At 73.1% G+C, this 23,172-nt stretch carries 17 protein-coding genes; 6 read left to right on the top strand and 11 right to left on the bottom strand.

From position 1 onward, the window contains the following. Positions 1–171 precede the first annotated feature (171 nt). The gene (locus tag KV205_RS15355) at positions 172–2,628 is read left to right on the top strand and encodes a DNA topoisomerase (ATP-hydrolyzing) subunit A (RefSeq protein ID WP_265864913.1); all 2,457 of its coding nucleotides are present in this window, start codon (positions 172–174) and stop codon (positions 2,626–2,628) included. Between the two features lie 96 nt (positions 2,629–2,724). On the opposite strand, the gene KV205_RS15350 is transcribed toward KV205_RS15355, so the two are convergent. After that, positions 2,725–3,384, bottom strand: a complete 660-nt coding sequence (locus tag KV205_RS15350) for a TetR/AcrR family transcriptional regulator C-terminal domain-containing protein (protein ID WP_265864912.1) — start codon at positions 3,382–3,384, stop codon at positions 2,725–2,727. A 90-nt stretch (positions 3,385–3,474) separates the two neighbouring features. Here KV205_RS15350 and KV205_RS15345 point away from each other — a divergent pair, with 90 nt between their 5' ends. Beyond that, on the top strand, positions 3,475–4,950 hold the full coding sequence (locus tag KV205_RS15345; RefSeq protein WP_265864911.1) for an FAD-dependent monooxygenase: 1,476 nt from the start codon (positions 3,475–3,477) through the stop codon (positions 4,948–4,950). A gap of 7 nt (positions 4,951–4,957) precedes the next feature. Here the strand turns inward: KV205_RS15345 and KV205_RS15340 are convergent, their stop codons facing one another. After that, on the bottom strand, positions 4,958–6,025 hold the full coding sequence (locus KV205_RS15340; RefSeq protein WP_265864910.1) for a GTP-binding protein: 1,068 nt from the start codon (positions 6,023–6,025) through the stop codon (positions 4,958–4,960). 171 nt (positions 6,026–6,196) lie between these two features. On the opposite strand from KV205_RS15340, the gene KV205_RS15335 reads away from it, so the two are divergent. The 3 genes from KV205_RS15335 to KV205_RS15325 all read left to right on the top strand — a co-directional run bounded on the left by KV205_RS15335 (position 6,197) and on the right by KV205_RS15325 (position 9,040). Next, complete coding sequence (locus KV205_RS15335; RefSeq protein ID WP_265864909.1) at positions 6,197–6,541, top strand: hypothetical protein; 345 nt, start codon at positions 6,197–6,199, stop codon at positions 6,539–6,541. A 115-nt stretch (positions 6,542–6,656) separates the two neighbouring features. Next, positions 6,657–8,336, top strand: coding sequence for a sensor histidine kinase (locus KV205_RS15330; protein ID WP_265864908.1), 1,680 nt, complete (start codon positions 6,657–6,659; stop codon positions 8,334–8,336). Further along, positions 8,333–9,040, top strand: a complete 708-nt coding sequence (locus KV205_RS15325) for a response regulator (RefSeq protein WP_265864907.1) — start codon at positions 8,333–8,335, stop codon at positions 9,038–9,040. Before KV205_RS15330 ends, KV205_RS15325 begins: the two co-directional genes overlap by 4 nt. Positions 9,041–9,190: 150 nt before the next feature. Here the strand turns inward: KV205_RS15325 and KV205_RS15320 are convergent, their stop codons facing one another. The 3 genes from KV205_RS15320 to KV205_RS15310 all read right to left on the bottom strand — a co-directional run bounded on the left by KV205_RS15320 (position 9,191) and on the right by KV205_RS15310 (position 13,578). After that, on the bottom strand, positions 9,191–10,786 hold the full coding sequence (locus KV205_RS15320) for a cation acetate symporter (RefSeq protein WP_265864906.1): 1,596 nt from the start codon (positions 10,784–10,786) through the stop codon (positions 9,191–9,193). Beyond that, positions 10,783–11,262, bottom strand: coding sequence for a DUF485 domain-containing protein (locus KV205_RS15315; RefSeq protein ID WP_265864905.1), 480 nt, complete (start codon positions 11,260–11,262; stop codon positions 10,783–10,785). The genes KV205_RS15320 and KV205_RS15315 overlap by 4 nt, the downstream gene beginning before the upstream one ends. Positions 11,263–11,460: 198 nt before the next feature. Further along, positions 11,461–13,578: a type IIA DNA topoisomerase subunit B gene (locus KV205_RS15310; protein WP_265864904.1), complete on the bottom strand. Its 2,118-nt coding sequence runs from the start codon at positions 13,576–13,578 to the stop codon at positions 11,461–11,463. 432 nt (positions 13,579–14,010) lie between these two features. Here KV205_RS15310 and KV205_RS15305 point away from each other — a divergent pair, with 432 nt between their 5' ends. Beyond that, a complete protein-coding gene (locus KV205_RS15305; protein ID WP_265864903.1) occupies positions 14,011–14,241 on the top strand; it encodes a hypothetical protein in 231 nt (76 codons plus the stop codon). A 120-nt stretch (positions 14,242–14,361) separates the two neighbouring features. On the opposite strand, the gene KV205_RS15300 is transcribed toward KV205_RS15305, so the two are convergent. The 6 genes from KV205_RS15300 to KV205_RS15275 form a co-directional block, all read right to left on the bottom strand. Then, positions 14,362–15,180: a serine protease gene (locus tag KV205_RS15300; RefSeq protein WP_265864902.1), complete on the bottom strand. Its 819-nt coding sequence runs from the start codon at positions 15,178–15,180 to the stop codon at positions 14,362–14,364. Between the two features lie 150 nt (positions 15,181–15,330). Beyond that, positions 15,331–16,875, bottom strand: a complete 1,545-nt coding sequence (locus tag KV205_RS15295; RefSeq protein ID WP_265864901.1) for an RNA polymerase sigma factor — start codon at positions 16,873–16,875, stop codon at positions 15,331–15,333. A gap of 376 nt (positions 16,876–17,251) precedes the next feature. Continuing rightward, positions 17,252–18,190 (bottom strand): FadR/GntR family transcriptional regulator, encoded by a 939-nt coding sequence (locus KV205_RS15290; RefSeq protein WP_308404080.1) that lies wholly within the window; start codon positions 18,188–18,190, stop codon positions 17,252–17,254. A 106-nt stretch (positions 18,191–18,296) separates the two neighbouring features. Beyond that, on the bottom strand, positions 18,297–20,087 hold the full coding sequence (locus KV205_RS15285; RefSeq protein ID WP_265864899.1) for an ATP-binding cassette domain-containing protein: 1,791 nt from the start codon (positions 20,085–20,087) through the stop codon (positions 18,297–18,299). Positions 20,088–20,207: 120 nt separating this feature from the next. Next, positions 20,208–20,975 carry an NUDIX domain-containing protein gene (locus tag KV205_RS15280; protein ID WP_265864898.1) on the bottom strand — a complete coding sequence of 256 codons (768 nt, stop codon included), beginning with the start codon at positions 20,973–20,975 and terminating at the stop codon, positions 20,208–20,210. Between the two features lie 148 nt (positions 20,976–21,123). Beyond that, entirely contained in the window at positions 21,124–23,136 is a 2,013-nt protein-coding gene (locus tag KV205_RS15275; protein WP_265864897.1) for a glycogen debranching N-terminal domain-containing protein, read from the bottom strand. Positions 23,137–23,172 lie beyond the last annotated feature (36 nt).

Genomic DNA, 23,172 nt, shown 5'->3' with positions numbered 1-23,172 from the left:
CGATCGCGATCGGGAAAAAGTCCTGCCACTGTATGCAAGCGCGCCGACACCTGGCGAAGTTCCCGGCCCTCCCGGATGTCCCTCTTCCGGGTCGCGGTCGGCGTTGTCGGTGCCACGGTCCACAATGGTCCGCGTCAGATCAACCTTGTTGGTGAAGGAGCCGCAGCCGCGATGGCCCGCCGCAGCACGAAGACACCGCCGCCGGACGACGCGTTCGAGGAGCGAATCCTCGACATCGACGTCGTTGACGAGATGCAGGGCTCCTTCCTCGAGTACGCGTACTCGGTGATCTATTCGCGTGCGCTGCCCGACGCCCGCGACGGCATGAAGCCGGTGCAGCGGCGCATCGTCTACCAGATGAACGAGATGGGCCTGCGGCCCGACCGGGGCTTCGTCAAGTGCGCCCGCGTCGTCGGCGAGGTCATGGGCAAGCTGCACCCGCACGGCGACGCGTCCATCTACGACGCGATGGTGCGCATGGCGCAGCCGTTCTCCATGCGGGTGCCGCTGGTCGACGGCCACGGCAACTTCGGCTCGCTCGGCAACGACGACCCGCCGGCCGCCATGCGGTACACGGAGTCGAAGATGGCGCCGGCGGCGCTGCTCATGACGGAGTCCATCGACGAGGACACCGTCGACTTCGCGCCGAACTACGACGGCCAGGAGCAGGAGCCGGTCGCGCTCCCCGCCGCGTATCCGAACCTGCTGGTCAACGGCGCGTCCGGAATCGCGGTCGGCATGGCGACCAACATGCCCCCGCACAACCTGGGCGAGGTCGTCGCGGCCGCCCGGCACCTGATCCGCTACCCGAACGCGGACCTGGAAGCGCTGATGCGCTTCGTGCCCGGCCCGGACCTGCCGACCGGCGGCCGGATCGTCGGCCTGTCCGGCATCAAGGACGCCTACGAGTCGGGCCGCGGCACCTTCAAGATCCGCGCGACCACCACGATCGAGACGGTGACGGCCCGCCGCAAGGGCATCGTCGTCACCGAACTGCCCTTCACGGTCGGCCCCGAGAAGGTCATCTCCAAGATCAAGGACCTGGTCGGCTCCAAGAAGCTGCAGGGCATCGCCGACGTCAAGGACCTCACCGACCGCGCCCACGGCCTGCGCCTGGTCATCGAGGTCAAGAACGGCTTCGTGCCGGAAGCCGTCCTGGAGCAGCTCTACAAGCTGACGCCGATGGAGGAGTCCTTCGGCATCAACAACGTGGCGCTGGTCGACGGCCAGCCGCTCACCCTCGGCCTCAAGGAGCTCCTGGAGGTCTATCTCGACCACCGCTTCGAGGTCGTGCGGCGCCGCTCCGAGTTCCGCCGCGGCAAGAAGCGCGACCGGCTCCACCTGGTGGAGGGCCTGCTCGTCGCGCTGCTCGACATCGACGAGGTCATCCGGCTGATCCGGGAGAGCGAGAACTCCGCGGAGGCCAAGGCGCGCCTCATGGAGCGCTTCTCGCTGAGCGAGATCCAGACGCAGTACATCCTGGACACCCCGCTGCGCCGGCTCACCAAGTTCGACCGCATCGAGCTGGAGACCGAGCGCGACCGGCTCACCGGCGAGATCGACGAGCTGACCGGGATCCTGGAGTCCGACGCCGAGCTGCGCAAGCTGGTGTCGGCGGAGCTCGCGGCCGTCGCGAAGAAGTTCGGCACCGACCGGCGCACGGTCCTGCTCGAGTCGGCGGGCGCGCCGGTCGCGGCCACGTCCCTGGAGGTCGCGGACGACCCGTGCCGGGTGCTGCTCTCCTCCACCGGCCTGCTGGCCCGTACGGTGACGGAGACGGTGCCGGCCGTGCACGACGGCAAGCGGGCCAAGCACGACGTGATCGTCTCCTCGGTGGCGGCCACCCAGCGCGGCGACATCGGCGTGGTGACCTCGGCCGGCCGGCTGCTGCGGGTCGCCGTGATCGACCTCCCTCAGCTGCCCGACACGGCCGCCGCGCCGAACCTGGCGGGCGGGGCGCCGCTCGCGGAGTTCGTCTCCCTGGAGGCGGACGAGACGGTGCTGTGCCTGACCACCCTCGACGAGGAGTCGCCGGGCCTCGCCCTCGGCACCCTGCAGGGCGTGGTCAAGCGGGTCGTGCCGGACTACCCGGCGAACAAGGACGAGCTGGAGGTCATCACCCTCAAGGACGGCGACCGTATCGTCGGCGCGACCGAGCTGCGCACCGGTGACGAGGACCTGGTCTTCATCACCTCCGACGCCCAGCTGCTGCGCTACCAGGCCTCCCAGGTGCGGCCGCAGGGCCGTCCGGCGGGCGGCATGGCCGGCATCAAGCTGGCGGCCGGCGCCGAGGTGCTGTCCTTCACGGCGGTGGACCCGGCCGCGGAGGCGGTGGTGTTCACGGTGGCGGGCTCGACCGGCACGCTGGACGCCGAGACCGGTTCCTCGGCGAAGCTGACCCCGTTCGACCAGTACCCGCGCAAGGGCCGCGCCACCGGCGGTGTGCGCTGCCAGCGCTTCCTGAAGGGCGAGGACCTGCTGGTCTTCGCCTGGGCGGGCGCCACCCCGGCCCGCGCCGCCCAGCAGAACGGCACCCCGTCCGAGCTCCCGGAGCCGGACCCGCGCCGCGACGGCTCGGGCACGCCGCTGGCGAAGCCGGTCGAGGTGGTGGCCGGCCCGACGGCCTGACCGGCAACCGGCACGTACGCCGACGCCCCTGGTCTCGCGCCGCTGCGCGCGGGTCCGGGGGCGTCGTCGTACGGCCGTCTTCGCGTCGCCGTACGGTCAGTCCCGCGGACCGTAGGTGGCCGCGATGCCGGCGACGATGATCCGCAGACCGTCCTCGAAGCCGCTGTCGTAGTCGCCGAAGATCTCGGCCCCGGCCTGGGCGGCGAGCGGGTAGGCGGCCATCCGCTCGGCGCGCTCGGCCACGTCGAAGCCCTCGCGCCGCTCGCCCGGCACCGGTTCGGTGCCCTGTTCCTCAGTGACGAAGCCGAGGGTGAAGAGGTACGCGGTGGTGCTCGCCCGCACCGCGTCGGGCAGCGAGAACCCCGCGTCGACCAGCGTGCCCAGCTCGCGCTCCATGTCCGCGGCGTGTTCGGTCCCGGTGAACCGGGCGCCGCTGTAGACCTTGGCGCCGTCGCGGTAGCGCAGCAGCCCGGCGCGCAGGCCCCGGTTGACCGCGAGGATCCGCTCCTGCCAGCTCACGTCCCCGGCGGGCCGGGCGGCCGGGTCGGCGACCATCTGGCGGTACATGACCGTCGCCATCTCGTCGAGCAGCGCCTGCTTGTTCTTGAAGTGCCAGTACAGCGCCGGGGCCTGGACGTGCAGTTCCTGGGCGATCGCCCGCAGCGTGAGGCCTTCCAGGCCGCGCTCGTTCAGCAGGCGCAGGGCGGTCTCCGCCACCTGCGCCGGATCCAGCCGGGTCGTCTTCTTGCTCGCCACCGGCTCACCGTATCCCCTTGACAATTTAACAGCGTTAAGGAGATGCTCCGGGCGTCGGAACTTAACAGCGTTAAGGACGGGGATGCTGTCATGAGCAAGAACACGGACACGGACACAGACACGGAGGTCGTCATCGTCGGAGCGGGCCCGACGGGGCTGGTCCTGGCGATCGACCTCGCCCGGCGGGGCGTGCGCGCGCTGCTGGTGGAGCAGGCCGACGGCCTCTTCCCCGGCTCCCGGGGCAAGGGGCTGCAGCCGCGCAGTCTGGAGGTGCTCGACGACCTGGGCGTGCTGCCCGCGGTCCTGGTGGCCGGCGCGCCGTACCCGCTGATGCGCGGCTGGGAGGGCGCCGAGCCGCAGGGCGAGTGGGACATGATGGCCCGCTCGGAGCCGACCGAGCAGGTCCCGTACGCGAACGTGCTGCTCGTCCCGCAGTTCCGCACCCAGGAGCTGCTGTACGAGCGGCTGCGCGAGCTGGGCGGCGCGGTCCGCTTCGGCACGGCCCTCACCGGCTTCCGGCAGACCGCGGACGCGGTCGAGGCGGAGCTGTCCACCGGCGAGACGGTGCGGGCGGCGTATCTGGTGGCCTGCGACGGCGGCCGCTCCACCGTGCGGCGCGCGCTCGGCATCGGCATGACCGGGGAGACCGTCGACCCGCGGCCGATGCTCGTCGCGGACGTGCGGCTCGCGCCCGGCACCGTCGTCGACCGCGGCAACTGGCATCTGTGGGCCACGGCGCCGGGCGGCGGCGTGGCGCTGTGCCCGCTGCCCGGCGGTGAACTCTTCCAGCTCGTGGCCGGGTTCGAGGACGAGTCGGCGATCGTGGACACCTCACCGGAGGGGGTACGCTCGCTGCTCGCGGCCCGCACCCCGCTGGCGCCGGAGGACGTGGCGGAGGTCCGCTGGTCCTCGGACTTCCGGGCCCGGGCGGCGATGGCGGACCGGTTCCGGGACGGTCGGGTCTTCCTCGCCGGGGACGCGGCCCATGTGCACTCCCCCGCCGGCGGCCAGGGCCTCAACACGAGCGTCCAGGACGCCTACAACCTGGGCTGGAAGCTCGGCCGGGTGCTGCGGCACGGCGCCCCGGCCGCGCTGCTCGACTCCTACGAGACCGAGCGGCAGCCCGTCGCCGCCGACGTCCTCGGCCTCAGCACCCGCCTCCACCGCGCGAGCACCACCGGCCGCGGCACCCAGCGCGGCTCCGAGGTCCAGCAGCTCGACCTCGGCTACCGGGACTCGCCCTGGTCCGTCGAGACCCGCCCCGGTCTCCCCGAGGACGCCCTGCGCGCGGGCGACCGCGCCCCGGACGGCCCGTACGGGGCCGGCCGCCTCTTCGACCTCTTCCGCGGCCCGCACCTCACCCTGCTCGCGGTCGGCGTCCCGCTCCCGCCCCTCCTCGGCTCCCCGTCGCTGCGCCCGGCGCACCTGCCGGCGTACGAGGCGTACGGCACCGGCCTGTTCCTGATCCGCCCGGACGGCTACGTCGGCTGGGCGGGCCCGGACGCCGAAGGTCTGGACGCACACCTGGCGAACCTGGGCGAGGCCCCGGTCGGAGCGCAGGTCTAGGCCCGCACTAAGGCGTGTCTTCCCTCGGCTCCTCGTCGGGCTGCGGCACGTACCGCAGGACGCCCCACATGCTGTGCTCGTCGGGCGTGTCGTCCGGTCCGTCCAGCTCGCAGCCGGCGAGTTCCTTGCGCAGGGCGGCGGCGTCGATGCCGCTGCCGATGAGGACCAGCTGGGTCAGCCGCTCCTCACCGGCCGGCCAGGGCTCGGGCCGGAAGCGCAGGAAGCGCCCGACCGCGTGGACGCTGTAGCGGTTGGCCGGGTCGGCGGCGCCGAAGTCGACGAAGCCCTTGATCCGGTAGAGGCCCTCGGGGCGCGAGTCCAGGAACGCCATGAGCCGGCGCGGGTGCAGCGGGACCGGTGTGCTCAGGGAGAGGGTGTCGTAGGCGGCGTGCGGGTGGGCGTGCTCGTCGACCTCGGAGCCGTACAGGATGTCCTCGATCGACATCTGCCCGGCGATCTCGCCCTCGGGCACCACCCGGTCGAACAGCAGCTCGGGGTCGATCCGCCCGTACGCGGCCTCGACGACGGCACCGCGCGGGGCGAGGGCGGTGACCGTCTCCCGTACGGCACGCAGCTCCTCCGGCGCCACGCCGTCGGCCTTGTTGACCACGACGAGGTCGGCGACGGCGAGGTGCCGGTCGGTCTCCGGGTGCCGTTCCCGAGTCGCCGCGAACTCGGCGGCGTCGACCACCTCGACCAGACCGCCGTACACGATCCGCCGGTTCTCGCTGGCCAGCAGCATGCGCACGAGCTCCTGCGGCTCGGCAAGACCGCTCGCCTCGATCACGATCACGTCGAGCCGCGCCTCGGGCCGGGTCAGCACCTCCAGGTACTCGTCGAGCTCGCTCGCGTCCACGGCACAGCACAGACAGCCGTTCCCGAGCGAGACGGTGGACCCGACCTGCCCGGCCACGGTCATGGCGTCGATCCCGATGTCGCCGAAGTCATTGACCATGACCCCGATCCGCGTCCCCCGCGCACTGCGCAGCAGATGGTTGAGCAGGGTGGTCTTCCCCGCCCCGAGAAACCCGGCCAGGACGATGACGGGAATCTGCTGGGTGGGCTGGCTGGTCAAGGGTCACGCCTCCGGGCCGTCGATGCCTGCACCTGCGAAGCCTCCAGAATAGGCGGGCACCCACGCGGGACCGTGTCCTGCGCCCCGGGGCCCCATGCGCTTGTCCTGGGTCGGGGAGGTGAGTACCCGTACTCATGCCCCGCCGCCCACGTGCGGGGCAGGCTGACGCGCATGTATGAGACGGGCACGTCAAGGGATGCTGTCGGCTGGTACCGGCGCATACGCCGCGCCGACACCCCGGTCGCGGTGTTGGTCGGGCTGATGAACGTCCTGCTGTGCGGGATGCTTTTCATGATGGTCATGGCTTCGGGGATCACCTTCGGTGCGCCCGATGCGACCCAGCAGGCAGAGATGGACGCCGCCGGCCGACTGGCCGAGCAGCTGTACCTCGGCTGGCTCGCGGGCGGGCTGCTGTTGTTCGGCCTGTTCCGTCTCCCCCGTACGGCCGTCGCCCACCTGCTGTGCATGCTGGTACCCCCGGCCGTGCTCGTCGCCTACCTCGCGGCGGCTGGGTGACGAGCCCTGCGGGGGGCCGGGCCGAGGGGCAGCAGCGCGCCGCGCCGCAGCCAGGCACCGCCCCGGGGGCCGCCGCATTTCCGGTCGGCGCCCCCGTCCCCGTACCGTTTCAGCCATGAGCCCCGCACCGTCCTCCCCCGCGCGGCCGCCCGGCCGCCGGCGCAGGATCGGGTGGCCGCGGCGGGTGTTCTCGCAGGTGCTGCTGATGCAGCTGGCCATCGCGACGGGGGTGACGGTGCTGGCCACCGGGCTGTTCCTGGCCCCGTTGAGCGCGCAGCTGGACGATCAGGCGATGCGCCGCGCCCTGGCGATCGCGCAGACCACGGCCTCGCCGGAGATGGCCGCGGGCCTCGCGACCAGCCGTCCGGCGCCCGACGGCCCGGTGCAGGCGGAGGCCGAGCGGATCCGGCGTTCCACCGGAGCCGAGTACGTGGTGGTCATGGATACCGCCGGTATCCGGTGGTCGCACACCGACCCCGCCCAGATCGGCCGCCGCGTCTCGACCGACCCGAGCGCCGCGCTCGCCGGGCACGCCGTGATGGAGATCGACAGCGGCACCCTCGGCCGCTCCGCGCGCGGCAAGGCGCCGCTGCGGGACCGGCGCGGGGAGATCGTCGGCGCGGTGTCGGTCGGCATCGAGTACGACAGCGTGCGCGACCGGCTCGTGGCGGCGATCCCCGGGCTGCTGCGCTACGCCGGCGGTGCGCTGGCGGCCGGCGCGCTGGCCGCCTATCTGATCTCCCGACGGCTCCAGCGGCGCACCCACGACCTCGCCTTCTCCGACATCTCGGCGCTGCTCGCCGAGCGCGAGGCGATGCTGCACGGCATCCGCGAGGGCGTCGTGGCGCTCGACGGCGCGGGCAGGATCCGGCTGATGAACGACGAGGCGCAGCGGCTCCTCGGCATCGGCCCCGAGGCCACCGGCCGCCCCCTGGAGGAGGTGCTCGGCGCCGGCCGCACCACCGAGGTGCTCGCGGGCCGGGCCACCGGCGAGGACCTGGTCACGGTGCGCGGCAGCCGGGTGCTGATCGCCAACCGGATGCCCACCCACGACGGCGGCGCCGTCGCCACCCTCCGCGACCGCACCGAACTCGAACGCCTGGGCCGCGAGCTGGACTCCACGCGCGGCCTGATCGACGCGCTGCGCGCGCAGGACCACGAGCACGCCAACCGCATGCACACCCTGCTCGGGCTGCTCGAACTGGAAATGTACGACGAGGCCGCCGACTTCGTCACCGAGGTGGTCGGCGTGCACCGGGCGACGGCCGAACAGGTCACCGAGAAGGTGCACGACCCGCTGCTCGCCGCGTTGCTCGTCGGCAAGGCCGCCGTCGCCGCCGAGCGCGGCGTCTCGCTGCGCGTCGCGCCCGGCTCGCTGCTCCCGGACCGCCTGGTCGACCCGCGCGAACTGGTCACGGTCGTCGGCAACCTGGTCGACAACGCCCTCGACGCCGCCTCCGGCACTCCCCACGCGCGCGTGGAGGTGGATCTGCGCGCCGACGGCCGCGCGGTGGTCCTGAGGGTCGGCGACAGCGGCCCCGGCGTGCCCGCGGAGCGGCGCGAGCTGATCTTCACGGAGGGCTGGAGCACCAAGGAGCCGCCCGCCCACGGCAAGCGCGGCCTCGGGCTGCCGCTGGTGCGCCGGCTCGCGGAGCGGCGGGGCGGCAGCGCCGTGGTCGGCACCGGCCCGGACGGCGGCGCAGAGTTCACCGTGCTGCTGCCGGACGCGCTCGTCGAGGCGGACGGCGGGCCGGACGGCGAGCTCGCGCCCGTGGCTCCGGAGGAGGCGCGGTGATCGACGTCCTGGTCGTCGACGACGACGTACGGGTGGCCCAGGTCAACGCCGCCTATGTGGCGAAGGTGCCGGGCTTCCGGGTGGTCGGCGTCGCCCACTCGGCGGCGGAGGCGCTGGCCGCGCTGACCGCGCCCGAGCCCGAGCCCGAGCCCGCCGTGGACCTGGTGCTGCTTGACCACTACCTGCCGGACGGCAACGGCCTCGCGGTCGTACGCGAGCTGCGCGCCCTCGGCCGCCAGACCGACGTGATCATGGTGACCGCGGCGCGCGACGTGGCGACCGTCCAGGCGGCGATGCGGCACGGGGCGCTGCAGTACCTGGTGAAGCCGTTCGGCTTCGCCGGCCTCCGGGCCAAACTGGAGGCGTACGCGGCGCTGCGCCGCACCCTCGACGGCGGCGGCGAGGCGGAACAGGCCGAAGTGGACCGGATCTTCGGCGCCCTCTCCACCGGCCCCGTCGTCCCGGACCTGCCCAAGGGCCACTCCCCCACGACGGCCGAGCTGGTGCGGCAGGTACTGCTCGCGGCGGACGGGCCGCTGTCGGCGCAGGAGATCGCCGAGCGGGCCGGGGTGAGCCGGCAGACCGCCCAGCGCTATCTCAAGCTCCTGGAGCGCACCGGCCGAGTGCGGCTCTCGCTGAAATACGGCGAGACGGGCCGCCCGGAGCACCGGTACGCGTGGGCGGGCCCGGCAACGGCCGGCTGAGGCACGGCGGGGGGGGCGGCGAGGCCGAGTCGGGAGCCGCTGTCCTCGTTCCCCCCGCCGCCCGGGGGCGCCGTACCGCGCCGGGACGGGCACCTCCGGCGGGCCCGGCCGGCCGGAAGACGGCCTCGGCTCGCCGCGCGCGGCGCGCCGTCAGACCGCTCCCGCCCCCGTGAGCGCCCGTACCTCCGTCTCGGCGTGCCGGGCCTCGTCCGGGGGTTCCGGGGAGGTCACGGTGCCGAGCCAGCCCGCGAGGAAGCCCAGCGGGATGGAGACCACCCCGGGGTTCTGGAGCGGGAAGAGCTGGAAGTCGACGCCGGGGAACAGCGATTCGGGGCTGCCGGAGACGACCGGTGAGACCACGACGAGCAGCACGGCGGGGACGAGGCCGCCGTACACCGACCAGACCGCGCCCCGGGTGGTGAAGCGCCGCCAGAACAGCGAGTAGAGCAGCGCGGGCAGGTTGGCGGAGGCGGCGACGGCGAAGGCGAGGCCGACCAGGAAGGCCACGTTGAGGTCGCGGGCGAGCAGGCCGAGGCCGATCGCGGCGACCCCGATGCCCGCGGCGGCGAGCTTGGCGACGGCCACCTCGCTGTGTTCCTTGGCGCTCCGGCGGCGGCGCAGCGAGGCGTAGAGGTCGTGCGCGACGGAGGCGGAGGAGGCGAGGGTGATGCCGGCGACCACGGCGAGGATGGTCGCGAAGGCGACGGCAGCGACGACCGCGAACAGGACCGTGCCGCCGGTGGAGCCGACCCCGCCGCCGAGGTCGAGGGCGAGCAGCGGCACGGCGGTGTTGCCGGCGGCGTTGGAGGCGCGGACGGTGTCGGGCCCGACGAGGGCGGCGGCGCCGAAGCCGAGGACGATCGTCATCAGGTAGAAGCCGCCGATGAGGGCGATGGACCAGACGACGGAGCGGCGGGCGGCCCGCGCGGTGGGCACGGTGTAGAAGCGCGACAGGATGTGCGGCAGTCCGGCGGTGCCGAGGACGAGCGCCAGGCCGAGGCTGACGAAGTCGACCCGGGCGGTCCAGTCGCCGCCGTAGCGCAGCCCGGGCGCGAGGAAGTCCCGGCCGTGGCCGCTGCGTTCGGCGGCGGTGCTGAGCAGCTGGTCGACGTCGAAGTGGAAGCGCAGCAGGACGAGCACGGTGAGTGCGATGGTGCCGGCCATGAGCAGCACGGCCTTGACGATCTGGATCCAGGTGGTGGCGCGCATGCCGCCGAGCGACACGTACACGACCATCAGCGCGCCGACGCCGATCACCGTCCAGGCGCGGGCGGCGTCGCTGGTGCCGCCGAGCAGCAGGGCGACCAGGCTGCCAGCGCCGACCATCTGCGCCACGAGATAGAGCACGGAGACGGTGACGGAGGAGGTGCCGACGGCGATCCGGACCGGGCGCTCGGCCATCCGGGCCGCGACGACGTCGGCGAGGGTGAAGCGGCCGCAGTTGCGGACGAGTTCGGCGACCAGCAGGAGCACGACCAGCCAGGCGACGAGGAAGCCGACGGAGTAGAGCATGCCGTCGTAGCCGAAGAGCGCGATGAGGCCGGAGATGCCGAGGAAGGAGGCGGCGGACATGTAGTCGCCGGCGATGGCGAATCCGTTCTCCAGGGGCGAGAAGAGGCGTCCGCCGGCGTAGAACTCCTCTGCGGAGCCGCGCCGGTTGCGGCTGACCCAGGTGGTGATGCCCAGGGTGACCGCGATGAACGCGCTGAACAGCAGCAGCGCCAGGGTCTGGTGGTCTCCGGTCATCGCCGCACCCCCCGGGTCATCTCCTGGGTGTCCCAGCGCAGTTCGAGCGCGGCCCGGTCCCGGCGCAGCCGGGCGTGCCGGGCGTAGGCCCAGGTCAGCAGGAAGGTGGTGGCGAACTGGCCGAGTCCGGCGACCATGGCGACGTTGACCGCGCCGGTCACCGGGCGGGCCATCAGGCCGGGGGCGGCGGTGGCGGCCACGACGTACGCCAGGTACCAGAGCAGGAAGGCGAGCGAGGCCGGGAAGACGAAGCGGCGGTATCGGCGGCGCACTTCCTGGAAGGCGGGGCTCCGCTGGACCTCCAGATAGACGTCCGCGGCGCTGTGGCCATCGGCCGGGGCCGGGGCCTGCTGGTGGGGAACGGCGCCGGGCGGCGTCCCGTCCCCGTCATGCTCGCCCCAGCCGGCGGCGAGCTCGTCGTACCAGGGGTCGTCGATCCGCACCTCCGCGGATCCGCTCCCGTCGTGCTTCTCCACCGGTGAACTCTCCTTGTCAGCGAACCGTTTCGGCCGCGTGCCCAAGGATGGACAGACTGGGCGGATCCCGGACTCTTCTCCCGTCCTTCTTCACTCCATCAGGTGATGAGGCCCCGGGCACGACTGACCGGCCCGCCGATAAGTCGTATCGGGCGGGCCGGCCGGTGGAGGTATGCGGGCCGGGGTCCGGCCCCGGTGTCAGGCGTCGATGCGCGAGCGGTCCAGGGTCGCCGCGGAGCTGGTGATGAACTCCTTGCGGGGCGCCACGTCGTTGCCCATGAGCAGGTCGAAGACCTGCTCGGCCGCCTCCAGGTCGCCGATGTTGATCCGGCGCAGGGTGCGGTGGCGGGGGTCCATGGTGGTCTCCGCCAGCTGGTCGGCGTCCATCTCGCCGAGGCCCTTGTAGCGCTGGATGGCGTCCTTGTAGCGGACGCCCTTGCGCTCGAACTCGAGCAGGGTCTGCCGCAGCTCGCTGTCGGAGTACGTGTACACGTACTTGTCCTGGCCCTTCTTGGGCTGGACCAGCTCGATCCGGTGCAGCGGCGGCACGGCGGCGAAGACCCGGCCCTGCTCGACCATGGGGCGCATGTAGCGCTGGAACAGGGTCAGCAGCAGGGTGCGGATGTGGGAGCCGTCGACGTCGGCGTCGGTCATCATGATGACCTTTCCGTACCGCGCGGCGTCGATGTCGAAGGTGCGGCCCGAGCCCGCTCCTATGACCTGGATGATCGCTCCGCACTCGGCGTTCTTCAGCATGTCCGAGACGGAGGACTTCTGGACGTTGAGGATCTTTCCGCGGATCGGCAGCAGCGCCTGGAACTCGCTGTTGCGGGCGAGCTTGGCGGTGCCGAGCGCGGAGTCTCCCTCGACGATGAAGAGCTCGCTGCGCTCCACGTCGTCGCTGCGGCAGTCGGCGAGCTTGGCGGGCAGCGAGGAGGACTCCAGGGCGGTCTTCCTGCGCTGCGCCTCCTTGTGCTGGCGGGCCGCGATCCGGGTACGGGCGGCGGCGACGGCCTTCTCCAGGACGGCGCGGGCCTGGGCCTTGGCGTCCCGCTTGGTGGAGGTCAGGAAGGCCTTCAGCTCGCGGGCGACCACGGTGGCCACGATCCGGCGGGCCGCGGAGGTGCCGAGCACCTCCTTGGTCTGGCCCTCGAACTGCGGCTCGGCGAGGCGCACGGTGACGACGGCGGTGAGGCCTTCGAGGGCGTCGTCCTTGACGATGTCGTCCTCGGCGACGCGCAGCAGCTTGGCCGAGCGCAGCACCTCGTTGACCGTCTTGGTGATCGCCTGCTCGAAGCCGGACACATGGGTGCCGCCCTTGGGCGTGGCGATGATGTTCACGAAGGAGCGGACCGTGGTGTCGTACCCGGTGCCCCAGCGCAGGGCGACGTCGACGCCGAGCTCGCGGGTGACCTCGGTCGGCGTCATGTGGCCGCGGTCGTCGAGGACCGGGACGGTCTCCTTGAAGGTGCCCTGGCCGGTGAGGCGCAGTACGTCGCAGACGGCCTTGTCCTGGGCGAGGAACTCGCAGAACTCGCTGATGCCGCCGTCGAAGCGGAAGGTCTCCTCGCTCTTGCCGATGCCCTCCAGGTCGCGCTCGTCGCGGACCACGATGGTGAGGCCGGGGACGAGGAAGGCGGTCTGCCGGGCGCGCTGGTGCAGCGTGTCCAGGGAGAGCTTGGCGTCCTTGAGGAAGATCTGGCGGTCCGCCCAGTAGCGCACGCGGGTGCCGGTGCGGGTCTTGGGGACGCGCTTTCCCTTGAGGAGGCCGCCGGACGGGTCGAAGGGGCTGTCGGGACCCTGCTCGGTGAACATGCCGGGGACGCCGCGGCGGAAGCTGATGGCGTGCGTGGCGCCGTTCCGGTCGACCTCGACGTCGAGGCGGGCGGAGAGCGCGTTCACCACGGAGGCGCCGACGCCGTGCAGACCGCCGGAGGCCGCGTACGAGCCGCCGCCGAACTTGCCGCCGGCGTGCAGCTTGGTCATGACGACCTCGACGCCGGACAGACCGGTCTTGGGCTCGACGTCGACGGGGATGCCGCGTCCGTTGTCGCGGACCTCGACGGAGCCGTCGTCGTGGAGGATGACGTCGATGTGGTCGCAGTAGCCGCCGAGGGCCTCGTCGACGGAGTTGTCGATGATCTCCCAGAGGCAGTGCATCAGGCCGCGGCTGTCGGTCGACCCGATGTACATGCCGGGTCGCTTGCGGACGGCTTCAAGCCCTTCGAGGACGAGCAGGTGCCGCGCGGTGTAGTTGGAACCGTCACGGTCTGCGGTCAGCAGCGCACTGGACGGCACGGACGTCTCGGCGGTCACGCGGTTCGCTCCTCGCTGAATTTGAAATCTGGCCCGGTGGGTAAGGCACGGCGGCCCGCACCGGTTCAGAGGGTACAGAGCCCTGGTAGAGCCGTTGTCACGCCACCCTCCTGAATCTTCATGCTAGTCCAGAGTCGTATGGATGTTCGATCCCTCGATGGGGTGACGCGAACATCACGTTCCCTTCCAGGCATGAACCATTTAGGCTCCGGGCACGTCCTCATGAACAACCGGCAACCCGCCGGGAGGGCACGACCACACACAGCAATGCGAAACCCGTAGAGCGAAGCAATACGGCTCATTCGCCGCCAACCGGCAGCAGACAGCCACCTTGGGAAAAAGTTTCGAGGAAAAGCCACGAGCGGGAACGTTTTCGGCCTGGTTGGATGTTGACCCTGGTACGACAGCTCGTCGAGCTAGAGAAGAGGCGACGTGACTACTGTTCTGACCCCCGCGAGCCCCCTGACGGCCGCTGACCGCTGCGACCGCTGCGGCGCCCAGGCTTACCTGCGTGTCGTCCTTGTCAGCGGCGGTGACTTGCTCTTCTGTGCCCACCACGGGCGCAAGTTCGAGCCGGAACTCAAGAAGATCGCCGCAGAGATACAGGATGAGACGGACCGGCTCACCGACGTGCCGGCCCGCACCCAGGGCGACGACCACTGACGCCTCGCATCCCCGACGAGCCACGGGCCGGTTCCTGACGACCGGCCGACGGGCGGCCACCCCCGCAGTCTCAGGGGGGTGGCCGCCCGTTCTCGTACGCGCCGTTCTGGGTACGTGCCTTCAGAAGTGCCGCGGCAGCAGCGCCGAGACCCGGGTGTAGACACCGGGGTTCTCCGCCTGCCCGCAGCCGCTCCCCCAGGAGACCAGGCCGATCAGCCGGCCCCGGGCCACCAGCGGCCCGCCGCTGTCGCCCTGACAGGCGTCATGGCCCCCACGGGGATCCCCCGCGCACAGCATCGTGTCGCCGCGGTACGCGGCACCGTCGCCGCCCGGATACGCCCGCTCACAGGCCGCGTCCGGCAGCACCTGCACCCGCGCCGAGCGCAGCGACATCGCGTACGTCCCGTTGCCCGTCGTGTCGCCCCAGCCGTACACGTCGGCCGCCGTGCCCTCCGCGAGCGCCGCGTCGCCCGGGCGGGCCGGCTCGATCGCGTACGACTCCGGCAGCGCCCTCGCGAGCGTGAGCACCGCCAGATCGCCCGAGTTGGTCGACGGGTCGTAGTCCGGGTTCACCCAGGTGTCCGCCACCCGCACCTCCCGGCCGCCGTGCCCGCGCAGCGAGGTGCGCCCGGCGATCACCGAGAAGTCGGACAGCTGCCCCGGCGACCCGCCGAGCACCTCGCGGCCCAGACAGTGCGCGGCGGTGAGCACCTTGGTGGGGGCCACCACGACGCCGCCGCAGAACTGCCCCGCCCGGGTACCCCCGAACCGGTCACGGCTGGACAGGGCCACGACCCACGGCGACTCGGTGATCCCGGTCGGCTGCCCGCCGACCACGACGCTGTCGGCGTGCGCGGTGCCGGCCGCGCCGAACGGCCCGGCCGCCGCCGCGATCAGGCCCAGGACTCCGGTCAAGGCACGGGTGATGGGACGACGCATGAAGCCTCCTGACTCTCCGCTGACATCCTTTCACCCAGCGTCGTCCACCCCTGCCCACCGCGCACCCGCACTCACGCGCGAAGGACCCGGCCCCCCGAACGGGGAACCGGGTCCTTCGTACGCCTGTCGCGTCCCTGGCGGGACGGACGATCAGTCGAGGTAGTCGCGCAGCACCTGCGAGCGGGACGGGTGACGCAGCTTCGACATCGTCTTCGACTCGATCTGGCGGATGCGCTCACGCGTCACGCCGTAGACCTTGCCGATCTCGTCGAGCGTCTTCGGCTGGCCGTCGGTCAGGCCGAAGCGCATGGAGACGACGCCGGCCTCGCGCTCGGAGAGCGTGTCGAGGACGGAGTGCAGCTGCTCCTGGAGCAGGGTGAAGCTGACCGCGTCGGCCGGGACGACCGCCTCGGAGTCCTCGATGAGGTCACCGAACTCGCTGTCGCCGTCCTCGCCCAGCGGGGTGTGCAGCGAGATCGGCTCGCGGCCGTACTTCTGGACCTCGATGACCTTCTCCGGGGTCATGTCGAGTTCCTTGGCCAGCTCCTCCGGGGTGGGCTCGCGGCCCAGGTCCTGGAGCATCTGGCGCTGCACACGGGCGAGCTTGTTGATGACCTCGACCATGTGCACCGGGATACGGATGGTGCGGGCCTGGTCGGCCATGGCGCGGGTGATCGCCTGACGGATCCACCAGGTGGCGTACGTGGAGAACTTGTAGCCCTTGGTGTAGTCGAACTTCTCGACGGCGCGGATCAGACCCAGGTTGCCCTCCTGGATCAGGTCCAGGAAGAGCATGCCGCGGCCGGTGTAGCGCTTGGCCAGCGAGACCACCAGACGGAGGTTGGCCTCCAGGAGGTGGTTCTTGGCGCGGCGCCCGTCCTCGGCGATGATCTCCAGCTCGCGCTTGAGCTTGGGGGCGATCTTGTCGGAGTTCGCCAGCTTGTCCTCGGCGAACAGACCGGCCTCGATGCGCTTGGCGAGCTCGACCTCCTGCTCGGCGTTGAGCAGCGGGACCTTGCCGATCTGCTTGAGGTAGTCCTTCACCGGGTCCGCGGTGGCACCGGCGACGGCGACCTGCTGAGCGGGCGCGTCGTCCTCGTCCTCGTCGGACAGGACGAAGCCCTTGCTCTCGCCCTCGGACTCCTCCTCGTCCTTGCCGGGAGCGACGTCCTCGAGCAGCTCCTCGCCCTCGAGCAGCTCCTCGTCGTCCTTCTTCGCCGCGGTCTTCTTGGCGGCGGTCTTCTTGACGGCGGCCTTCTTCGCCACCGTCTTCTTCGCGGCGGTCTTCTTGGCCGCGGCCTTCTTGGCCGGCGCCCCGGCCTCGTCGGCCGGATCCGCGCTCTCGGCCGCCGGGGCCGCGGTGGCGGCCGAGACGGTCTTCGTCACGGTCGTCCTGGCGGTGACGGTCTTGGTGGCGGTGCGCTTGGCCGGGCTCTTCGCTGCGACGCTCTTGCGGGCGCGCTTCGGCGACTCCGCTGCACTGACCATCAGCGTCACACCCTCTTCCTCGAGGATCTGATTGAGGCTGCGCAGAACATTCTTCCACTGGGTTGGCGGAATCTGGTCGGCCTCGAAGGCCCGACGCACGTCATCGCCGGCGATCTGCCCATCAGCCTTTCCCCGCTCGATGAGCGCCATCACAGACTCGGACTCGGCGATCTCCGGCGGGAGCGTACGGGATGTGCTGGCCGACACGAACAACCTCTCGGAACGATGGAAAACGGCTTCCGGCCCCGCCCTGGATCAGGCTGGGACCGACGACCGTCGGCCGGGAATGTGCCGACGGCGCGGGCTGGACCGGGGAACTGCACAGCGCCGTGAGCGGCTGCTGTATTCCTTCCTCGGCTGTCACCTCTTAGGTCATCGCGCGGCTTCGAAGAGTGTTACGCCCAATCCGCGTGGCCCGAGTCACACCTCATTTGCGGCGAATCCGCCATGAAACATCCGGAACGGCCCGAGATCGCGCCGCCCGACCCCGGCGCGCCCGGGGACGACGGTGGTCCCCGGGCTCCGCTCGGGTCCGGCGGCACGCGCTGCGCGCGTCTCGGTGCTGCTGGTCACGGCCGGCGGATCAGTTCCCGCGCGGGGCCGGCACGACGCGCCCCTCCTCGGGATGGACGGTCAGCAGCTGCCGCATGGCGGCCTCGGCGCCGTTCGCGTCGCCGGCGGCCAGCGCGTCGACGATCCGGGCGTGGTGCGCGAGGCAGCTCTCGCTCGGGCGGTCGCAGCCGGTGGCGGGGGCGCCGGAGACCTGGAGGGCGGCGCCGACGATGCCGGACAGGTGCTCCAGCATGCGGTTGCCGGCGAGCTGGATCAGCAGGGCGTGGAACTCGGCGTCGGCGCGGGAGAAGGTGATCCCGTCACCCTGCGCGTACGCGTGGCTCATGATCTCGACCATGTCGGCGAGGCGCTGCTGGATGTCCTCGCGGCCGTGACCGGCGGCGAGCCGGGCGGCCAGCGGCTCGATGGTCCAGCGCAGCTGGTTGAGCTCGCGGCGCTGGTCGTCGCGCTGCGGGCCGAAGGCGCGCCACTCGATGATGTCGGGGTCGAGCAGGTTCCAGTCGCTGACCGGGCGGACCCGGGTGCCGACGTTGGGGCGGGCGCTGACCAGGCCCTTGGCCTCCAGTACGCGCAGCGACTCGCGGACCACGGTGCGCGACACCTCGAAGCGCTGGCCGATCTCCTCGGGGACGAGGGGACGGTCGGCGCCGAGATCGCCGGAGACGATCATCTGGCCGAGCTGCTGGACGAGCTGGCCGTGCAGTCCGCGCCCGCGGCTGCCGGCGGCCCGGCGGCCGACCCGGCCGAGCTCCTCCGTCGCCTCCCAGACGGGCGGTCCGACGCGGTCGGCTCCGGGCGCCTCCGCGTAGGGGTAGCGGTCGAGGTCGCCCGGGGCGCCGAGGCCGGACTCGACGGGGCGGGCGGAGGTCATCATCGTGTGCGCAAGGGTAGTCACGCATCCTTTGTCGGCGTGGCTCCCGTGCCCCTTGAGGTCTTTGGTGAAAAGCACACGAAAGGGTGATCGGCACCCCCTGGGCAATTGACGATTTATCGGACATTAACGGCAATTTCCAAGGGAGTTGCCGAAGAAGCGGAAGCTTTCAGTCCGATTGTGATCACCAACGCGCCCTGCCGTGGCGGCCCGTGAGCACATAGGCGCACAGCAGGACCGTCAACGTCAGGGTGAGAGCCACCCCGACGGGCTGCCCGACCACCCGCAGCGCCCCCATCACCCAGCGGTCGGCGGCCGAGGACCACTCCACGCTCGCGAACTCGCGGATCCGGGCCGGGAGTCCCGCGACCGAGCGGCGGGGCGCGCCCGCGAGCATCCGCTGCAGCGGCGGCGCGAAGACCACGGGCACGGCGAGCACCGCCGCCACACCGGCGGCCGCGGCCCGGAACACCCCGGCGCCGAGCAGCCCGGCCCAGGCGCAGCCGATCACCAGGCCGAACCAATTCGCACACAGAGTGGGCCAGTTGTGCGGTACGGGGATCAACTCACGGCCGTAGACGAACCGGACGGCCTCCAGATCGGCCACGACGGCCAGCACCGCGAGGACCGCCCCGACGCCCGCGGCGACCGCCAGCTTGGCGAGCAGCAGCCCGAGCCGGCGCGGCACCGCGCCGCGCCCGGTGGTGAGCGCCGGGTAGCGGTACTCCTCGCCGAACGAGAAGGCGCCGAGCAGCCCGGCCCCCAGCGCGGCGGGCGGCAGCGGCGAGATCCCCGGCCAGCCCGCCAGTACGGCGGGCAGCGGAGTGCGCCCGCTGCGCGCGAGCAGTACGGCGAGCGTGACGGACACCAGCAGAACACCGGCCGCGACGAGCGGCGTCGAGGGCACGCCGAGCAGCCGGCGGATCTCGTAGCGCAGGGGGCGCAGGGGGGAGCGATGGGGCGCGCGGTGCTTTCGGTACGCGCGGGGCGCGGGCTCGTTGCCGGCAGGTGCGGGCTCCGCGGGTACGGGCTCCGCCGGCGCGGCCGCGGCGGGCTCCGGGGGGTGCGGGGCGGTGCGGGTCTCTCGGGTCTCTCGGGTCTCTCGGGTGTCGCCGGTCTCGTCGGCGAGCCGGTGGAGCAGGACGCCGTTGCGGAAGGCGCTCTCGCCGACGGTCGCGCAGTCGCTGCCGTAGACCGAGAGCCGGTTGCCGCCCTCGGTGACCACCTCCACGGGCCGCCGGGCGGACCGCGACTCCTGGGTGAGGAGGGCGGCGAGGCGCGCGGCGTGCGGGGTGCGCACGGCGACCCGGGGGCGCAGTCGGGTGCGGGCGAACTCGGCGGCGTCCTGGTCGGCGGCGAGCCGCCCGCCGTCGAGGGTGACGACCCGGTCGGCGTTGCGGGCCGCGTCCTTGGGGTCGGCCGTGGTGTAGAGCACGGTGCCGCCCTCGTCGGCGTGGGCGCGCAGGAGTTCGTACAGCCAGGCGCTCTCCCGTACGGAGAGTCCGGCGGCGGGCTCGTCGAGGAGCAGGGTGTGCGGGTCGCCCAACAGGGCGGAGGCGAGGCCCAGTCGGCGGTCCATGCCGAGCGAGAGGGTGCCGACGCGCTGGTCGTGCAGGCCGGTGAGGCCGACGGCCCCGAGCATGTCCTCCGCGCGCGAGCCGGGCACCCCGGCGGCGGCGCACAGCATGCGCAGCTGACTGCGCAGGGTGCGGGAGGGATGGCCGGGCACGTCGCCGAGCAGCACGCCGACCTCGCGGGCGGGGTGGGCGACGCGGTGCAGCGGGCGGCCCCGGAAGTAGGTGACGCCACGGCCCGGTTCGAGCTGGAGCATGAGGCGCAGGGCCGTGGTCTTGCCCGCGCCGGCCGGTCCGAGCAGGGCGGTGACGGTGCCCGGCCGGGCCTCGAAGGTGAGGTCGTCCACGACGGCCGGGCGGCCCGGGCGGGGGGTGCTGGTGAGTCCGATGGCCTGGAGCATCGCTTCTCTCGCGGGTAGGTGAGACCGCTCCGCGGCAGGGCGGCTGTCCCAGCAAGATAACGCCACATTTCGGACTTTTGGCGCAGGGTTGGCGTCTCGGGGCGGCCCCGCGACCGCCCGTCAGACCTCCGGGCGGAGCATCGGCGGGTTCAGCAGTGTCGCCCCACCAGCACGGAACAGCTGGGCGGGGCGCCCGCCCTGACGGGTCGTGGTCCCGCCCGCCGGCACCAGGAAGCCGGGCGTGCCGGTCACCTTGCGGTGGAAGTTGCGCGGGTCAAGGGCCACGCCCCAGACCGCCTCGTACACCCGGCGCAGCTCGCCGACCGTGAACTCGGGCGGGCAGAAGGCCGTCGCGAGCGACGAGTACTCGATCTTCGAACGGGCCCGCTCCACCCCGTCGGCCAGGATCCGCGCGTGATCGAACGCCAGCGGCACCGGCTCGCCCTCGCGCTCCGCCGTCCCGTCCTCGCCGAGCAGCTCCTCCACCGGCGCCCAGCGCGCGCTGTGGGCGTCCCCGCCGGCCCGCGGCGCGGGCAGGTCCGGAGCGAGCGCGAGATGGGCCACGCTCACCACCCGCATCCGCGGATCCCGGTCCGGCGCCCCGTACGTCGCCAACTGCTCCAGGTGCGCCCCGTGCCCCGGCACCGGCTCCGGGTCCCCCGGGTCGTGCACGCAGAGCCCCGTCTCCTCCACCAGCTCACGCGCGGCGGCGGCATCCAGATCCTCGTCGTCCCGCACGAACCCGCCGGGCAGCGCGCAGCGCCCCTGGAACGGCGCCTCCCCCCGTCTCACGATCAGCGCGCACAGCGCATGGCGCCGCACGGTGAGGACGACCAGATCGACGGTGACAGCGAAGGGCGGAAAGGCCGACGGGTCGTAGGGAGACATGCCCGCGATCATAGTCGTCTCCCTGACGATAAACACGCCCGCCGGAAGGATCCGCCTCCACTTCTTCCCGGGGGGCTTCCCCCCTCTCCCTCTCCCTCCCCCATCCCCACCCACCCCGTCCCCTGCCCCCGGTTCGAGGCCCCGCCCCTCACACACCCAGCTGCAGACCCAGTGCCGCCTCCTCCACCATGCCCAGGCCCAGGCGGCCGACGCGGGCGGCGAAGGGGGCGCCGGCGAGGGTGAGGGCGGAGAGGCGGAGTTCACCGAGGGGGGCGGAGCGCAGGGGGTGGAGGGTGACCGTGCGGCCCGGGGCGTCGGGGCGGATGCCCAGGGCGGCGGTCAGGAGGTGGACGCCGGAGGCGGCGGCGACCGCGGCGGGCCGGCAGGCGGCCGGGTGCGGCACCGGTGGGGCGCCGGGGGTACGCCGCTCCCCCGCGTACATCTCCGGGAGCCGCAGGTCGAAGGCCTCCGCGGCGTCCAGCACGCCGCGCAGCAGCGCCGCCGCCTCGCGCTCGTGCCCGGCGGCGGCGAGCCCCGCGACGGCGACCGCCGTCTCGTGCACCCGCACCGCGCCCGAGCGGTGCCCGAACGGGTTGTAGCCGGGCTCCTTCTCACCGAGGCCGCGCAGCCCCCAGCCGGAGTCGAGCGCCGGGGCGGCGAGCAGCCGGGCCAGGCGCTCGGTCTGCGCCTTGTCGAGCAGCCCGGGCGCCTGCCGTCCGGCGGCGGTGAGGCCGGTGTCGAGGAGGTGTGCGGCCCAGCCGCCCAGGTGGGGCAGCGGGCGTCCGTCGGGCAGCCGGGCGAGCAGCGGACGTCCGCCCGCGGGGTCGTCCAGCCACAACCGGTCGCGGAACCGCTCGCGCAGCGCCCGGGCCCGTTCCCGCCAGGCGTCCCCGCCGGGCCGCCCGCAGGAGTCGAGGAGGTCGGCGCCGAGCACGGCCGCGCGGTGCGCGTGGGCCTGGGTCTCGGCCCGCGCGGGCCCGGCGGGCCACGGGTCCGGCACGAACCCGTGGTCGTCGACGGCGCCGCGCAGCCAGTCGAGGCAGCGCTCGGCGACGGGCAGCAGTTCCGCGAGGTCCTGCTCGGGCAGGCCCCAGCGGCGGGCCTCGGCGAGCACGGCGGGGAAGGCGAGGGTGGCCTCGACGCCGGTGCAGCGGGGCGGGAGGAGCGGGCCCGCGTCCCTGAGCGGTCCGGGGATGCGTCCGGACTCGGCTCCCAGGCCGGGCAGTTGGGTGCGGGCGAGGGCGCGCAGGGTGGTGGCGGCGAGCCGGGTGCCGAGCGGGAGGGCCATCCGGGCGGCCCACAGGGCCTCGGCGGTGACGGGCCCCAGGCGCCAGGGGACGCCAGCCGCGAGGTGCACGTCGGCCGGGTGCGCGGGGTCGCGCTGGAGCAGTGCGCGCAGATCGGCGACGCAGGCCCGCAGCAGGGGGCCGAGGCGGGGGTCGTCGCCCTCGGCGACGGCGTCGGCGAGGACGTGTCCGCCGGGCCTGCCCGCGCCGGGCGCCCGGGTCCGGCCGGCGCGTTCGCAGTGGACCCGGAGGGTGAGGACGAAGGGGGCTCCGGCGGCGGGTTCGGCGTCCCAGCGGAGGAGTCCGGCCGCGCCGAGCGCGTCGCTGGGCGCGGGGTCGGCGAGGACGCTGACGGCGGTGCCGTCGGGGGCGGTCCAGCGGAGGCCGGTGCCGTGGACGCTCGCGGTGAGCTCGGGGCCGGGCCGGCCGGCCGCCACCGCGCCCAGGTCCGCGAGATCCGTGCCCAGAGCGAGCTCCACCGGGATCCGGGCAGGCCGGGGCGCGGAGCTGCGCAGGGTGATGCGTTCGGTGCCGTCGGCGTCGCGGGTGCGCTCGACGAGGAGGCCGGGGTCGGGGCCGAGGTCGCCGGGTGCGCGCAGGACGCCGAGGAACTCGGCGCGCTCGGCGCCGTCCGCGCGGCCGCGGAGCGGGACGGGTGCGCGGCCGGCGACGCGCAGGACGGAGCGGGCGAGGAGCCGGCGGCCGTCCTTGAAGACGCCTTGGAGGCCGGTGCCGGTGAGTTGGCCGTGCCGGGCGCTGATGGCGAGGGCGGGCAGGGCGACGCCGACGAGGGTGTCGTGCACGGCCTGCGGTTCGCCGGGGTGGGGCGGATGTCCGGTGGCGGGTCCGGGGGCCTGGGCGGTGCTGGGGGCCATGACGGGTCTGCGGCGCTCTCTGTGCGGTCCGGGCGG

It is taken from the genome of Streptomyces sp. SKN60, from assembly GCF_026236535.1.
Taxonomy (GTDB): Bacteria; Actinomycetota; Actinomycetes; order Streptomycetales; family Streptomycetaceae; genus Streptomyces.
The sequence above is the reverse complement of the archived record's forward strand: the minus strand, read 5'-3'. Positions and strand labels throughout refer to the sequence as shown.

What these genes read in the sequence shown, in the direction of transcription:
- KV205_RS15355 (WP_265864913.1), top strand. Translation starts at nt 172, where the DNA reads ATGGCCCGCCGCAGCACGAAGACACCGCCGCCGGACGACGCGTTCGAG.
- KV205_RS15345 (WP_265864911.1), top strand. Translation starts at nt 3,475, where the DNA reads ATGAGCAAGAACACGGACACGGACACAGACACGGAGGTCGTCATCGTC.
- KV205_RS15335 (WP_265864909.1), top strand. Translation starts at nt 6,197, where the DNA reads ATGTATGAGACGGGCACGTCAAGGGATGCTGTCGGCTGGTACCGGCGC.
- KV205_RS15330 (WP_265864908.1), top strand. Translation starts at nt 6,657, where the DNA reads ATGAGCCCCGCACCGTCCTCCCCCGCGCGGCCGCCCGGCCGCCGGCGC.
- KV205_RS15320 (WP_265864906.1), bottom strand. Translation starts at nt 10,786, where the DNA reads ATGACCGGAGACCACCAGACCCTGGCGCTGCTGCTGTTCAGCGCGTTC.
- KV205_RS15300 (WP_265864902.1), bottom strand. Translation starts at nt 15,180, where the DNA reads ATGCGTCGTCCCATCACCCGTGCCTTGACCGGAGTCCTGGGCCTGATC.
- KV205_RS15285 (WP_265864899.1), bottom strand. Translation starts at nt 20,087, where the DNA reads ATGCTCCAGGCCATCGGACTCACCAGCACCCCCCGCCCGGGCCGCCCG.
- KV205_RS15280 (WP_265864898.1), bottom strand. Translation starts at nt 20,975, where the DNA reads ATGTCTCCCTACGACCCGTCGGCCTTTCCGCCCTTCGCTGTCACCGTC.
- KV205_RS15275 (WP_265864897.1), bottom strand. Translation starts at nt 23,136, where the DNA reads ATGGCCCCCAGCACCGCCCAGGCCCCCGGACCCGCCACCGGACATCCG.